Here is a 14,055-nt window from a genome sequence, read left to right as displayed (position 1 = left end):
TTCATGCCGATGTTTGCTTTTGAGGGATCGCGACCGAACGTTCACCCCGACGCGTGGGTCGCGCCGACAGCGACCCTGGTGGGCGACGTCACGGTCGAGGCGGGGGCGTCGATCTGGTACGGCGCCGTGTTACGCGCCGACTTCGGCCGGATCGTCGTCGGTGAGGGCGCCAATATCCAGGACAACGCGGTCGTGCATCTCAACGGTGGGGTGTGTGAGATCGGGAAGAACGTCACCGTCGGGCACATGTGCCTCGTGCACGACTGCACCATCGGCGAGCAGGCGCTGATCGGGAACAGTTCGACGGTTCTCGACCGGTCGGTGATCGGAGCGAAGGCCCTGGTCGCTGCTGGCTCGGTGGTCACACCGAACTCGGAGGTCGCAGAGGAGACGATCGCGATGGGCTCGCCCGCCAAGAAGCACGTGCCGCTGAGCGACTCGGCACGCGTCTGGGTCGAGCACAACGCCGAGGTCTACCAGCAGCTCGCCGAGCGCCACCGCGCAGGCGTCGAACGCATCGACGAGTGACTGCCACCCCACCCCAGGGGTGGGAGCCGAATGTGACATTGGGCGCCTTCTAAGAACCCAATGTCACATTCGGCTCCCACCTGCTCGGGGGGTGTTGCTAGTGGGCGTCGCTGTCGCCGAGGTTGGCGAGGCGCTCGACCTCGCGCTCCAGGGAGCGCTTGATCTCGGTCTCGGCCTCGTCGCGGCCGCCCCAGCTGGAACCCTCGACACTCTTGGCAGGTTCGAGGTCCTTGTACACCTGGAAGAAGTGCTCGATCTCGAGCTTGTGGAACTCGTTCAGGTGGTGGATGTCGCGCAGGTGCTCCAGCCGCGGGTCGTCGCTCGGCACGGCGAGGACCTTGTCGTCCGGGCCCTTCTCGTCGGTCATCCGGAACATGCCGATCGTCCGGCAGCGGATCAGGCAGCCGGGAAACGTCGGCTCCTGTACGAGGACGAGCGCGTCCAGCGGGTCACCGTCCCTGCCGAGTGTGTCGTCGATGAACCCGTAGTCGGCCGGGTACTGCGTCGCGGTGAACAGGGTGCGGTCCAGCTTGATCCGGCCCGTCTTGTGGTCAACCTCGTACTTGTTGCGTGCCCCTTTGGGGATCTCGATCGTGACGTCGAACTCCACGGCGTCCTCGCTGCTCTCGTGGGCGGCGCGACACGTCCTGGGGCGCGTCCGACGTGCGGACCCGCAACCACGGTGCCGGCCGGGTGTGCGTAACTCTCGTACTGGCCTTCCCAGTGTGGACTATGGGCTGGCTCACGGGGAGGAGAGGATGTCGCTCGTCAGCTGTGACTCCGGCCGCTTCGGGATCGCCTGCCCCGCCCGCGCGGGGCGGGCGTGCGTGGTGCCCGGTGGAAGCCGGCGCGGGCACCGCCGCTCGGGGCTGCCTATGCTCGGTGGCGAGGACGGTTGTCAGGTCAGCAGTCGGGTTCGGCCAAGGGGTGAGTTGCGTGGCGGGCGAGGACCGCGAGGACGGACACGGCTGGCCCACCGTCGACGAGGACGAGCAGCCCGCGGGCGACGGCGGGTATCCCGACGGTGTGCCGCCCGCGCCGGGGCAGGTGCTGCCCGAACGCATCGGTGCGCCCGCCGAGGAAGGGCCGACCGAGGAACACGCTCCGCCCCGCGGGCGCCGGAGGAAGCTGGTCCTCGGCTCGGTCGCGTTGCTTGTCGTGGCCGCGCTCGCCGGTGCACTGGCCGTGCCGGACGTGTCGAACCGCCTCGAGCTGCCGTGGGCGCCGAACGCGCCGCTCGGCCCGGCACCCGAGCCCGCCGCGGTGGAACGCGGCCTGCTCGGCTCGGACGCGACCGCGCACCGCCCGAGCGGTGCCGGCGTGACCGCGGCGATCGAGGACGCCGTGTCCGACCCGGTGCTCGGCGAGCTGACCGGCAGCGTGATGGACCCGTACACCGGCTCGGTGCTCTGGGAGCAGGATGCCGACCGCCCGCTGACGCCGGCCTCGGCGACGAAGCTGCTCACCGCGGCCGCGGCCCTGCTGTCGCTGGACGGTACGACCAGGCTGTCCACCACGGTGGTGCGGGGCGAGCAGCCGGGGGATGTCGTGCTCGTCGGCGGCGGGGATCCCACGCTGTCGCGGGCCGCGGACGGCGAGGACACGTTCTACCCGGGTGCGCCGCGGCTGGACGAGCTCGCCGGGCAGGTACTCGATGCCGCGGGCGGGGACGTCGACACGGTGGCCGTCGACCTGTCCGCCTACACCGGCGACACCACCGCCGACGGGTGGTCGTCCGACGACGTGCCCTCCACCTACGCCGCGCCCGTCGTCTCGGGGATGCTGGACGGTGCGCGGACCGAGCTGGACGAGGATCACCCGATGCGCCACGAGAATCCCGCCGGTGAGCTGGTGACCGCGCTCGCCGAGCGGCTGGACGCCGAGATCGCCGAGCCCAGCGTCGTGGATGCCGCGCCGGGCGCGGAGGTGCTCGGTGAGGTGCGCTCGGTTCCGCTGACCGACCTGCTGCGCCAGATGCTGACCGCGTCGGACAACCTCCTCGCCGAGGCCGTCGCCCGGCAGGTCGCCATTTCCGAGGGCACGGAGCCCTCGTTCGAGGGCGCGGCCGAGGCGACGCTCGACGTGCTGGAGCGCGCGGGCTTCGACACCAGCGGCGTCGAACTGCACGACGGCAGCGGGCTCTCGGAGCACAACCGCATACCCGCCCGGCTGCTGGCTGAGCTTCTCGCGGTGACAGCCGGACCGCTTGACGGTGATCGTCCCGTCGCCGAGCTGCGCCCGCTGCTGGACGGCCTGCCTGTCGCGGGCGGTGACGGCACCCTGCTCGAGCGCTATGCCGAGGAGCCCGCGGAGTCCGCGCGGGGCTGGGTCCGCGCCAAGACGGGCACGCTGTCCGAGGTGAACACGCTCGCGGGCACCGTCGTCGACCAGGAAGGCCGCGTGCTGGTGTTCGCGTTGATGTCCGAAGGCTCCTCGGTGCGCGAGGGCAGGGTCGCGCTCGATGAGATCGCCGCCACCCTGCGCGAGTGCGGCTGCGAATGAGGCTTCCGGTGCCGTTCGGCGCGCGGCGCGGGCGGTCCGATCCGGCGAGCGTGGCCGCGTGCCCGGCAGGTAGCGTCGAGGGTGTGAACACGCGGAGCGAGCGCAGCGAGTCCGGTGGGCGTGTCCCTGTCGACTGGTCGGTCGCGACGGCTACCGGGGTGCGCCTTGTCGGCAGCGGGCCGAGCGTGCCGCGTGGCGACGCCGACCGTGTCGTTACCCAGCTTTCCGACCTGTCGGTGGGGGCGGAGCGGCACGTCCGGGAACTGACCGGCCTCGGCACGGACCTTCCGCTGCTGCCGGGAACGGTGGTCGACCGGCGCGGGTGGGTCGAGGCAGCTGCCGCGGGGCTGCGCGTGCTGACGACGCGGGGTGCGGGCGGGGACTCCTCCGGCGAGGGAGACGACTCGCCGGGCACGGCGGGGCGCAACCTGTTCCGCCCGTTGATGGCGGGTGGTGCCGGCGTGCAGACCGGGCTCGCTCTCGCGTTCCTCGGGTCGAAGGTGCTCGGCCAGTACGACCCGTTCGGCGGGGCAGGCGATGCGGGCGAGCCCGGCGAGGGCAGGTTGCTGCTCGTCGCGCCGAACGTGCTCCAGGCAGAGCGTGCCATGGACGTCCCGGGTGACGACTTCCGCATGTGGGTCTGCCTGCACGAGTGCACCCACCGTCTGCAGTTCACCGCGGTGAGCTGGCTGCGCGAGTACTTCGCCACCGAGGTCGACCGGTTCATCAATGCCATGGACGACACCGCGGCAGGCTCGCTGAGCAGGCTCCCCGAGGTGCTCAGGGAGGCCAGGAACCACCGGCCGGGTGCGCTGGGGATGGCCGAGGCGCTGCAGTCGCCCGAGCAGCGCCGCGCGTTCGACCGGCTGATCGCGTTGGCCACGCTGCTCGAGGGGCACGCGGACTACGTCATGGACGCGGTGGGACCGCGGGTGGTGCCGAGTGTCGAGGAGATCAGGCGCAAGTTCACCGAACGCCGCAAGGGCGGCAGCCTGATCGACCGGTTCCTGCGCAGCCTGCTGGGTATCGACGCCAAGATCAAGCAGTACGAGCAGGGCGCGGCGTTCGTCCGGCACGTGATCGACCGTGTCGGGATGACCGGGTTCAACCAGGTGTGGCAGGCACCGGAGTACCTGCCGACGCGCGAGGAGATCACCGATCCGGATGCGTGGCTGCACAGGGTGCACACCGGCGATGACCGGTAACACGGTCGGACCCGCGGGGCTGCGGGTGCGCTCGGCCGTGCGTGACCTGCTCGGCGCACCGGAATGCGCCCCGCACAGGCGCGCCGGTGTCGTCGGGGTGGCGATCTCCGGCGGCGCGGACTCCCTCGCGCTGGCCGACGCGGCGGCATACTGCTGCGCGCGGCTGGGTATGGCCACCCGCGGGCTCGTCGTCGACCACCGCATGCAGGACGGTTCGGCAGCCACCGCCGCGTGGGCAGCCGAGACGGCCCGCTCGCTCGGCGTGGCCGAGACACGGGTGCTGCCGGTGGACGTGCACGGAGCGGGTGGTCCGGAAGCGGCGGCGCGCCAGGCGCGGTACGCGGCGCTGCGCGCGGCGATGCCGGAGGACGGCGCGCTCGTGCTGCTCGGTCACACCCGGGACGACCAGGCCGAGACGGTGCTGCTGGGGCTGGGCCGCGGGTCCGGGCCGCGCTCGATCGCCGGGATGCGGCCGCTGGATCCGCCGTGGGCGCGACCGCTGCTCGACCTGCCCCGCTCCGACACCCAGCTGGCCTGTGCCGAGCTGGGCGTGCGCCCGTGGCACGACCCGCACAACGCGGACCCGCGCTTCACCAGGTCGCGGCTGCGTACCGAGGTGTTCCCCCTGCTGGAGGACGTGCTGCAGGACGGGGTCGCCGGGGCGCTGGCGCGCACCGCGGCGCAGCTCCGCGAGGACCTCGTCGTGCTCGACGAGCTGGCCGGGGACCTCTATGCCAAGGCCCGGGTGCCCGGCCACGGCGATCCGGGCACCGGCGACGTCGCGGACGGGCTCGACGCCGAGACGCTCGGCACAGCGCGCGCGGCGCTACGCAGGCGGGCGATCCGGCACTGGCTGCACGCTGCCGGTGCCCGCGACCTGTCCGACGGGCACCTGCGCTCCGTCGACGCGCTGGTATCCGCATGGCGTGGCCAGGGCGGCGTGTGGCTACCAGGGAACTTGGTGGCGAGCCGATCGCATGGGACGCTTCGTGTGCAGCACTTCGTGTCCGGAAGCGTCACCGACCGACAGCAAGAACCCGACTAGAGGGGAACCGACCGTGTACTCCGGCGACATCGCCTCCGTGCTCATCACCGAGCAAGACATCCAGGACAAGACCGCGGAGCTGGCCAAGCTTGTCGCAGCGGACTACCCGGAGGGCAGCGAGGACGACCTCATTCTCGTCGGCGTCCTCAAAGGCGCGGTGATGTTCATGACCGACCTCGCGCGGGCCCTGCCTGTCCCGTCCCAGCTGGAGTTCATGGCCGTGTCCTCGTACGGATCGGCGACGACGTCGTCCGGGGTGGTGCGGATACTCAAGGACCTCGACCGCGATATCACCGGCCGGCACGTGCTGATCGTCGAGGACATCGTCGACTCGGGACTCACGCTGTCCTGGCTGATGCGCAACCTCGCCACGCGCAACCCCGCCTCGCTTGCCGTGTGCTCGCTGCTGCGCAAGCCGGAGGCGGTGAAGGTGGACGTTCCGGTCTCCTACGTCGGGTTCGACATCCCCAACGAGTTCGTCGTCGGCTACGGGCTCGACTACGGCGAGCGTTACCGGGACCTGCCCTACATCGCCACCTTGGCTCCGCACGTGTACGAGGCGTGAGGGCCCCGCGCGCGGACGGCGCGAAGGTCGTGGAGTATCCCCTTGGAACCATTTTCTTCCGGAACGCGTCATAGCGACCACGAGATTGCGTTAGCCTGGGTGACGGCAGCCGTGGCCGCGCAGTGTGGCCGGTGGACCAGGGGAGAGTGACAATGTCCTACAGCGGTATGGACACCGCAGCGTTCATGGAGGCCGCCGCGACGGGGGAGATCGGGCTCGACCCGGACGCCGCGCAGGCTGTACTGAAGAAGATCCGGTCCGGTAAGGACGCGGTGGATGACCTCATCACCAAGGCGTCGGATGTCGGCGTGGCACCACAGCTGGGGGCCAATCCCGTCGGCGACGCGATGGCCGCGAAGTACGCCGACCGCGCGGGTGGGCACGGCGACTCCTACCTGCAGGCCCTGCGCAACCTGCGTGCGCAGTACGAGCAGGTGGAGAGCGCGATCAACTCCGCGATACGCAACTACGAGGAGATGGAAGCCAACACGGCGGCCGAGCTGGACAGGCAGCTGTAAGGATCAGCGAGCACGAGAGAAGCATTCGCGGGCGAGGACAGGGGGCAGCATGGATCCCGAGAACACCGAGGTAGCAGCCGGGTCCGAGGATGGTGGTGGCCAGGCCGACCAGCCGGAAGGAGACTCGACCGGCCAGGAAGGCGCTGGCGGCGAGACCGCTTCCGGCGGCGGGGCAGGCTCCGGCCCGCTCACCGGTTCCGACGGCAGGCACGAGGAGCTTGTCGCGGCGCTGCGCGCGGGTGACCAGGGTTTCATGTTCGGTGACGACCGGGCGATCACGAACCCGCCGAACTGGGCGAGCCGGGACAGCACCCAGCTCTACAACGGCGCGACCATGCGCAACGACCCCGGGATGGTCGACGCGACCGGGCAGGCGTGGTCGAATCACGGTACGGCGCTCAGCGACGTCGCCAACGGCCTGTTCGAGGCGATCAGCCAGCTGGGGCACGCCTGGATCGGGCAGGCATCCGGTGCCGCGCAGGGGACGCTGGCCGCGATCGCGCGGTCCAGCGAGTCGGCCGGTGAGGCGGCACGCGCGATGGGGGCGCGGATGACCGAACAGGCCGCGGCAGCCGCCGAGGTCAAGAAGATGCCGCCGCCGCGGGAGTTCGACGCCGAGCAGGCGCTGCAGGCGATGCTCGAAGGCGGGCCGGAGGCGATGACTGCCGACCTCAAGGCGCAGTCGGACGCCGCCCGCGACGTGAAGGAACAGCAGATCGCGTACTGCAACGCCTACACGGCCGCGTTGCAGCAGACCGACGACAGGACCCCCAGTTTCGGGCCGGAGTCGCTCGCGCTGCGGCCGGTGGTCGACAGCGGCGGTTCCGGCGGCGCGGGGATCGGCGGGTACGGCACCGGGGTCGGTATCGGCGCGGGCGGCGGTGCCGCGGCGCTGGGAACCACCGGTGCAGCCGCGCAGGAGCCCGTGCCCGCGCGCGGTGTGGTCGCCGCCGGCGGTACTGCGGCGGGGCACCAGCAGGCGCCCGTGCAGACCGCGCCGCCCTCACCCGGGACGGCCGGTCCGGCGGGCCCGGTCACGACCTCCGGGAACGCTCCGGTGTCCGGCTCGGGCGGGCCGGGTGCCGGCGTGACGGCAGGTGCGGCCGCGCTCGCGGCCGGTGTGGGTGTCGGCGGTGCCAAGGCCATGGCCAAGGCCAACCGGTCGGGCAGCAAGCAGCGCCCCGCCGACGGCGAGAACAACGCGCAGGCCGGGGAGCAGCAGGCGTCCGAAGAGCAGCAGCCGCCCGAGGACAGCGGCACCGCACCCGCCGCACCGGAGCAGACAAGCGCCACCGCGAACCAGGCCCCCGCAGGTGGGACAGCGGGGCAGAGCGCGCAAGGCTACGGTGCGCAGGCCGCCGCGGGCGGACCGGTGCCGCCTGCCGGTACGCCGATGGGCGGCGGTGGCGCCGGGATGGCAGGCGGGGCCGGTGCCTCGGCGGGCGGCGACGAGGACCGCGTGCACGAGTCGTACCTGATCGAGCCCGATCCCGACGAGCTGTTCGGCCCGGGTGAAGCGATGACACCGCCCGTTATCGGCATGATCGACGAGGAAGAGTGATGCAGGCGGCCGATCCGCTGTCGCCACTGGAACTCGATTTCCTCTGGGAGTCGCACAGCGCTGGGGAGCTTCCCTACCCGCTCGAGGTGCGCTCGCACGGGGCCACCATGGACGAGCGAGCCGAGCTGCGCAGGCGCACCCTCGGTGAGCTGGCCGAGCGCGGCCTGCTCGACCAGCGCGGCAGGCTCCACCCGGAGCTGGCCGACCGGTTGGACGTACTCGCGCGGGCCGACGCGAGTGTCGACTCGATGTTCATCCCCGACGCCGGTTCCGGTGTGGTGCTCGCGCTGGCGGCCGCGGCGGGCGGCAAGGGGGTGCTGGCCGTCCAGGCCGACGACGGGCTGAGGCTGGATGCGGTCGACCCGGACGGGCTGGCGAGCGCGGTCGTATCGCTGCTGCCGCGCGCGCAGCGCGGTCAGGAGCGGTCGGTGACCGTACCGGTCGAGCAGCTCATGGCAGGCCCCGGTGCGGACTTCCTGCAGCGCAGGCCCGAGGCGGAGCTCGCTGCCCGGCCGGGACGCGGCAACGGCGCGACACGTCCGGGTACTGATGAGGAGCGCAAGGCGCTCGCGCGGCTGCACGCGCAGTCGCGGTTGCGGGGCGGCCAGATCGGCGCGAACAGCCGCTCCTCGTTCGGGGAGAAGTCGCGTTCGGCGGTGTTGAGCTGGTTCGACACCGATGGCGGGCGCTACATGACGCAGGTGAGCCAGGGCGGCGACGGTCGTGACTGGGTCACCATCGCCCCTGCCGACGCGCCGACCCTGCGCCACCGGGTCGGCGAGATGTTAATAGGAGCCCGCCGCTCGGCGATGGCAGGGTAGGCGGCAGTCGCGCCGCCGGTCGGCCGAACGGGAGGGCAACAGTATGACGCAGGGAACATCCGCCGCGCGGTTCTTCGCGCCGGTCGCATTCGACTTCCTCTGGGAGTCCGCGGGACTGGGTGAGGTGCCGTACCCGCTCCGTGTGGCCTCACACGGTGCGACGATGGACGAGCGGGTGGCGCTGCGCTTCCGCACCGAGGACGAGTTGCGCGCCAGCGGCGTCAAGGACAACGTCGGCGGGATCGAGCCGACCGTCGAGCACTGGCTGACGCTGCTGGCCCGTGCCCCGCACAGCGTCGACGCGCTGTTCGTCCCCGACCTCGGCGCGCGACCGGTCGCGGCTATCGCGGCGGCCGACAGCTCAGGCGGGGTGCTCGCGGTGCAGGACGCCGAGGGGATCCGACTACGGCCCATCTACCCGGACGCCGCGGTGACCGAGATCGTCGAGCTGTTGCCCGCGTGCCGGCGCGGTACCGAGCGCTCGATCACGATCTCGCGGGAGGAGGCCGCGCGTACTACTCCGGCACGGGGTGCGCACGCGTCCAGCGTGGCGGCCGAACCCGAGGAGGGCCTTGCCGGCCGGTTCGGGTTGGGCCTCACGCGGCAGTCCCGGTCCCGCTCACACCCCCGGCTGTCCGAGCGGACCGCCGGTGACCAGCGTCAGGACTACGCTCGGCTGGCCGGGCAGCCGCGCATCCGAGGTGGGCAGCTGGCCGCGAACGCCCGTGACGAGTTCGGTTCCCGCCGCCGCTCCCCTGTGCTGGCGTGGTTCGACACCGACACGGGCCGCTACCTGAGCCTGACCAGGACCGGTTCGGACGGCCACGAGTGGGTCACCGTGTCCCCGGCGGACACGAAGACGCTACGGAGCCGCCTTGCGGACCTGACCGGCGAGCTGAGTCACACCCGGTAGGTCGCCGGGACCCGTACGGAACAACGCCCGTCCACCAACCGTTGACCGGGCGCCGGGGAGGGAGCCGAACGTGACATTGGGCTCCCTCTATGGAAGCGGGGTCACCTTCGGCTCCCGGTTTGCCGCCTCTGGTCGGGTATGCCTGGGGCGGTGGGAGGGGTGACTGCCGGGCGGTACCCTGAAATGATGCGGTGTCGGCCTCGCCGGCACCGCGGTTACTCCCCGTGGCGTGCCCGCGCCGTGCCCACCCGTCGGTAGGCATCGCAAACTCTCGAGGTTAATTCAGGGAGGGTCAAGGCCTCAGCGGCCGATCAGCATGGACCGAAAGCGGCTCCTCAAGAACCCACTGGTGTGGATCGCCCTGGCTGTGGGTCTGTACTTCCTGTTCTCCACGCTCCTCGACGATCACCGCGGCTACACCGAGGTTTCGACGTCGCAGGCCATGCAGCAGATCTCGGCGGACAACATCGGCTCGGCCGAGATCGAGGACAAGGAGCAGCAGCTGCTGCTCGACCTCGACGAGTCGATCGAGGTCGAGGGGGAGTCGACCAGCCAGGTCATCACCCAGTACCCGGAGCGGGTGTCCCAGGACATCTACAACGACCTGCTCGGGCAGGGCGTGGAAGTCGAGACGTCGGTCTCGCAGAGCTCGTTGCTGGGCCAGATGCTGATCTACATGATCCCGCTGGCACTGCTGCTGTTGCTGCTGTTCTGGGTCATGAACAACGCGCAGGGCGGCGGGAGCAAGGTCCTCAACTTCGGCAAGTCCAAGGCGAAGCAGCTCACGAAGGACATGCCGACCAGCTTGTTCACCGACGTCGCCGGTGCCGACGAGGCGGTCGAGGAGCTGCACGAGATCAAGGACTTCCTGCAGAGCCCGGCGCGCTACCAGGAGCTCGGGGCCAAGATCCCGAAGGGCGTGCTGCTCTACGGCCCGCCCGGTACCGGCAAGACGCTGCTGGCCCGCGCGGTCGCCGGTGAGGCCGGGGTGCCGTTCTACACCATCTCCGGCTCCGACTTCGTGGAGATGTTCGTCGGTGTTGGCGCCTCCCGGGTGCGCGACCTGTTCGAGCAGGCCAAGCAGAACGCGCCGTGCATCATCTTCGTCGACGAGATCGACGCGGTCGGCAGGCAGCGCGGTGCCGGCCTCGGTGGCGGCCACGACGAGCGGGAGCAGACCCTGAACCAGCTGCTCGTCGAGATGGACGGGTTCGACTCCAAGGGCGGGATCATCCTCATCGCCGCCACCAACCGCCCGGACATCCTCGATCCGGCCCTGCTGCGTCCCGGCCGGTTCGACAGGCAGATCCCGGTACAAGCGCCCGATCTGCGCGGCAGGAAGGCCATCCTGGAGGTGCACGCGAAGAGCAAGCCGCTGGCACCGGACGCCAGCCTGGACGGCCTCGCCAAGCGGACGGCAGGCATGTCGGGCGCCGACCTGGAGAACGTGCTCAACGAAGCGGCGCTGCTGACCGCGCGCCTGCACCGGACCGAGATCGACGAGTACGCGCTCGAGGAATCCGTGGACCGGGTCATCGGCGGTCCCGCACGCAAGGGCAAGGTGATCTCCGAGAAGGAAAAGAAGATCACCGCCTATCACGAGGGTGGGCACGCGCTGGCCGCGTGGGCGATGCCGGATATCGAACCGGTGTACAAGCTGACCATCCTGCCGCGCGGTCGTACCGGCGGGCATGCGTTGCTCGTGCCGGAGGACGACAAGGACCTGATGACCCGCTCGGAGATGATCGGCAGGCTGGTCTTCGCGATGGGTGGGCGCACCGCCGAGGAGCTGGTGTTCCACGAGCCCACCACGGGGGCTTCCTCGGACATCGAGCAGGCGACCAAGATCGCCAAGGCGATGGTCAAGGAGTACGGCATGAGCGCCCGGCTCGGCGCTGTCAAGTACGGCCACGAGCAGGGCGACCCGTTCCTGGGGCGTTCGGCGGGCAAGGAGGCTGACTACTCGCTCGAGGTCGCCCACGAGATCGACGAGGAAGTGCGCAAGCTGATCGAGACCGCGCACACCGAGGCGTGGGAGGTACTGTCCAACTACCGCGACGTACTCGACGACCTCGTCTACGAAGTGCTGCGCAAGGAGACGCTGCAGCGTCCCGACCTGGAGCGCATCTTCGCCAAGGTCTCCAAGCGGCCGCGCATCACGGTGTTCAACGAGTTCGGCAGCCGCAAGCCCTCGGAGAAGCCGCCCATCAAGACGCCTGCCGAGGTCGCTGCCGAGCGGGGTGAGCCGTGGCCACCACCGGAGCAGCCGCGAACTGAGCCTGCGAGCAACGCTCCGGCGGGGCAGGCGGCCGGAGAGACGCAGGAACCGAGCGGGCAGGCCGAGCAGGAGCCGTCCGCTGCCCCTGCCAACCCGTATGCATACCGGCCGGCGGGGCCGAACGGGACGGGCACGGACACCCGGCACGGTGCGCAGCGCGAGCCGTGGCCGGGCGAGCCCCAGCAGCGCGACCCCCGGTACGGAACGGGGCCGAACGGTGGACAGGGGTACCGTGGTTACGGGCAGCAGCCGGAGGGCTCGGCGCGGCAGGGCAACCCGTACGGCCCGCCGAACTACGGCGCGCCGCCCGGGTGGAAGCCGGCTACCAGCCCGAGCGGCCGCAACCGGCAGTATGGGCCCGGCTCGCAGGGTCCGGGAGCACCGGGACCGGGTGCTGCACCGGGACCGGGTGCGGCGCCGGGGTCGGAAGGACCCGTCGGTAGCGAGCGCGGGCAGCTCGGGGGCGAGCAACCCCAGGCACCGGACGGCGACGGCGGGTGGCCACAGGCCGGGCAGTACGGAGATGGACAGCCAGGTGACGGGAAGCATCGACGGAACGCCGACGGGCAGGATGGGCAACATCGAGGGTGACGAGTTCGGCCCCTATGTCGCGAGCGACGGTGAGTTCGGTCGCGACGGCGAGCTGGACGGGGCCGACGTGCTCGGCGAGACCGGCGCGGCAGGCGTGTTCGACGCGGCCCGCGCGGAGAAGGCTGTCCGGGAGCTGCTCATCGCCTGCGGTGAGGACCCGGACCGGGAGGGTCTGCAGGAGACGCCCGCCCGGGTCGCACGCGCTTACCGGGAGCTCTTCGCCGGGTTGCACACCGACCCGGCCGCGGTCATCGACCGCACCTTCGACGAGAGCCACGAGGAGCTGGTTCTCATCACCGACATCCCGATGTTCAGCACCTGCGAGCACCACCTCGTGCCGTTCCACGGTGTGGCGCACGTCGGTTACATCCCCGACGAGCACGGCAGGGTCACCGGGTTGTCCAAACTGGCAAGGCTCGTCGACCTCTACGCGCGGCGGCCGCAGGTGCAGGAGCGGCTGACGTCGCAGGTCGCGGACGCTGTGGAACGCAGGTTGCAGCCGCGCGGCGTGATCGTGGTCGTCGAGGCCGAGCACCTGTGCATGGCCATGCGCGGGATCCGCAAGCCGGGCGCCAGGACCACGACGTCGGCTGTGCGTGGTCTGCTGAAGTCGTCGGCGTCGTCCCGGGCGGAGGCGCTGGATCTGCTCAAGGGACGAATCCGATGAGTGCACTGCGGTTCACCCCCGGCACCGGAGTACCGCGGCACGCCGGCAGGTGCAGCGTGGTCGGGGTTCTCAACGTCACCCCGGACTCGTTCTCCGACGGCGGACAGTACTTCCATGTCGATGACGCGCTGCGCCACGCGCACGAGATGACCGCGCGCGGCGCGGACCTCATCGACGTCGGCGGGGAGTCCACCCGGCCGGGAGCGGACCGGGTCGCAGCCGAGGTGGAGATCGAGCGCGTCCTCCCGGTGATCAAGGCCCTCGCCGCGGACGGGTTCGAGCTGTCGATCGACACCACTCGCGCCGAGGTCGCCGAGGCCGCGCTGGACGCGGGTGCGCACGTCATCAACGACGTCTCCGGGGGGTTGGCCGATCCGAACATGGCCAAGGTCGCCGCCGCGGCGCGGGTGCCGTTCGTGCTGATGCACTGGCGCGGGCACAGCAGGGAGATGGACTCGCTGGCGACCTACACCGATGTGGTCGAGCAGGTACGTACCGAGCTGTCGCGACAGGTGGACGCGGTGGTCGCCGCGGGCGTCGCGCCGGAGGAGATCGTACTGGACCCGGGGCTGGGTTTCGCCAAGCGCGCCGAGCACAACTGGGCGTTGCTGCATCACCTCGATACGCTGCTCGGGCTGGGATTCCCGGTGCTGATCGGGGCGTCGCGCAAACGGTTCCTCGGTGCGTTGCTGCCGGACGCCGACGGCAACCCGCGTGAGCCCGACGGCAGGGAGGTAGCCACGGCAGCGGTGTCCGCCCTGGCTGCGGCCGCAGGCGTGTGGGGGGTTCGGGTGCACGAGGTCGGTGCGTCGTTCGACGCCGTCTCGGTGTCGGCCGCGTGGGCTCGCGGTGGTGCGTGAG

General features: G+C 71.1%; 13 protein-coding genes. 12 read left to right on the top strand and 1 reads right to left on the bottom strand.

The genetic code is table 11. The features are described from left to right. Positions 1 to 3 precede the first annotated feature (3 nt). The gene (locus tag H0B56_RS20260) at positions 4 to 528 is read left to right on the top strand and encodes a gamma carbonic anhydrase family protein (RefSeq protein ID WP_180894677.1); all 525 of its coding nucleotides are present in this window, start codon (positions 4 to 6) and stop codon (positions 526 to 528) included. A 97-nt stretch (positions 529 to 625) separates the two neighbouring features. Here the strand turns inward: H0B56_RS20260 and H0B56_RS20255 are convergent, their stop codons facing one another. Then, positions 626 to 1,138 (bottom strand): inorganic diphosphatase, encoded by a 513-nt coding sequence (locus tag H0B56_RS20255; RefSeq protein ID WP_180894676.1) that lies wholly within the window; start codon positions 1,136 to 1,138, stop codon positions 626 to 628. Positions 1,139 to 1,464: 326 nt separating this feature from the next. Between H0B56_RS20255 and dacB the strand changes: the two genes are divergently transcribed. The 11 genes from dacB to folP all read left to right on the top strand — a co-directional run bounded on the left by dacB (position 1,465) and on the right by folP (position 14,054). After that, positions 1,465 to 3,030, top strand: coding sequence for a D-alanyl-D-alanine carboxypeptidase/D-alanyl-D-alanine endopeptidase (dacB, locus tag H0B56_RS23340; protein WP_180894675.1), 1,566 nt, complete (start codon positions 1,465 to 1,467; stop codon positions 3,028 to 3,030). Continuing rightward, positions 3,015 to 4,235 carry a zinc-dependent metalloprotease gene (locus tag H0B56_RS20245; protein WP_343063974.1) on the top strand — a complete coding sequence of 407 codons (1,221 nt, stop codon included), beginning with the start codon at positions 3,015 to 3,017 and terminating at the stop codon, positions 4,233 to 4,235. The genes dacB and H0B56_RS20245 overlap by 16 nt, the downstream gene beginning before the upstream one ends. Then, positions 4,225 to 5,280: a tRNA lysidine(34) synthetase TilS gene (tilS, locus tag H0B56_RS20240; RefSeq protein ID WP_180894674.1), complete on the top strand. Its 1,056-nt coding sequence runs from the start codon at positions 4,225 to 4,227 to the stop codon at positions 5,278 to 5,280. Before H0B56_RS20245 ends, tilS begins: the two co-directional genes overlap by 11 nt. Positions 5,281 to 5,293: 13 nt before the next feature. After that, the gene (gene hpt, locus H0B56_RS20235; protein WP_180894673.1) at positions 5,294 to 5,845 is read left to right on the top strand and encodes a hypoxanthine phosphoribosyltransferase; all 552 of its coding nucleotides are present in this window, start codon (positions 5,294 to 5,296) and stop codon (positions 5,843 to 5,845) included. Between the two features lie 152 nt (positions 5,846 to 5,997). Then, a complete protein-coding gene (locus H0B56_RS20230) occupies positions 5,998 to 6,363 on the top strand; it encodes a hypothetical protein (RefSeq protein WP_089301871.1) in 366 nt (121 codons plus the stop codon). 49 nt (positions 6,364 to 6,412) lie between these two features. Beyond that, positions 6,413 to 7,924, top strand: coding sequence for a hypothetical protein (locus H0B56_RS20225; RefSeq protein WP_180894672.1), 1,512 nt, complete (start codon positions 6,413 to 6,415; stop codon positions 7,922 to 7,924). Then, a complete protein-coding gene (locus H0B56_RS20220) occupies positions 7,924 to 8,745 on the top strand; it encodes an ESX secretion-associated protein EspG (RefSeq protein WP_180894671.1) in 822 nt (273 codons plus the stop codon). Before H0B56_RS20225 ends, H0B56_RS20220 begins: the two co-directional genes overlap by 1 nt. 43 nt (positions 8,746 to 8,788) lie before the next feature. Beyond that, the gene (locus H0B56_RS20215) at positions 8,789 to 9,658 is read left to right on the top strand and encodes an ESX secretion-associated protein EspG (protein WP_180894670.1); all 870 of its coding nucleotides are present in this window, start codon (positions 8,789 to 8,791) and stop codon (positions 9,656 to 9,658) included. A gap of 316 nt (positions 9,659 to 9,974) precedes the next feature. Continuing rightward, a complete protein-coding gene (gene ftsH, locus H0B56_RS20210) occupies positions 9,975 to 12,527 on the top strand; it encodes an ATP-dependent zinc metalloprotease FtsH (RefSeq protein WP_180894669.1) in 2,553 nt (850 codons plus the stop codon). Continuing rightward, entirely contained in the window at positions 12,472 to 13,194 is a 723-nt protein-coding gene (gene folE / locus H0B56_RS20205; protein WP_343063973.1) for a GTP cyclohydrolase I FolE, read from the top strand. The genes ftsH and folE overlap by 56 nt, the downstream gene beginning before the upstream one ends. Beyond that, positions 13,191 to 14,054, top strand: a complete 864-nt coding sequence (gene folP / locus H0B56_RS20200; RefSeq protein WP_180894668.1) for a dihydropteroate synthase — start codon at positions 13,191 to 13,193, stop codon at positions 14,052 to 14,054. The genes folE and folP overlap by 4 nt, the downstream gene beginning before the upstream one ends. The last annotated feature ends 1 nt before the right edge of the window (position 14,055 follow it).

This window comes from Haloechinothrix aidingensis, from assembly GCF_013450155.1.
In the GTDB taxonomy this organism is placed as follows: Bacteria; Actinomycetota; Actinomycetes; order Mycobacteriales; family Pseudonocardiaceae; genus Haloechinothrix; species Haloechinothrix aidingensis.
The sequence above is the reverse complement of the archived record's forward strand: the minus strand, read 5'-3'. Positions and strand labels throughout refer to the sequence as shown.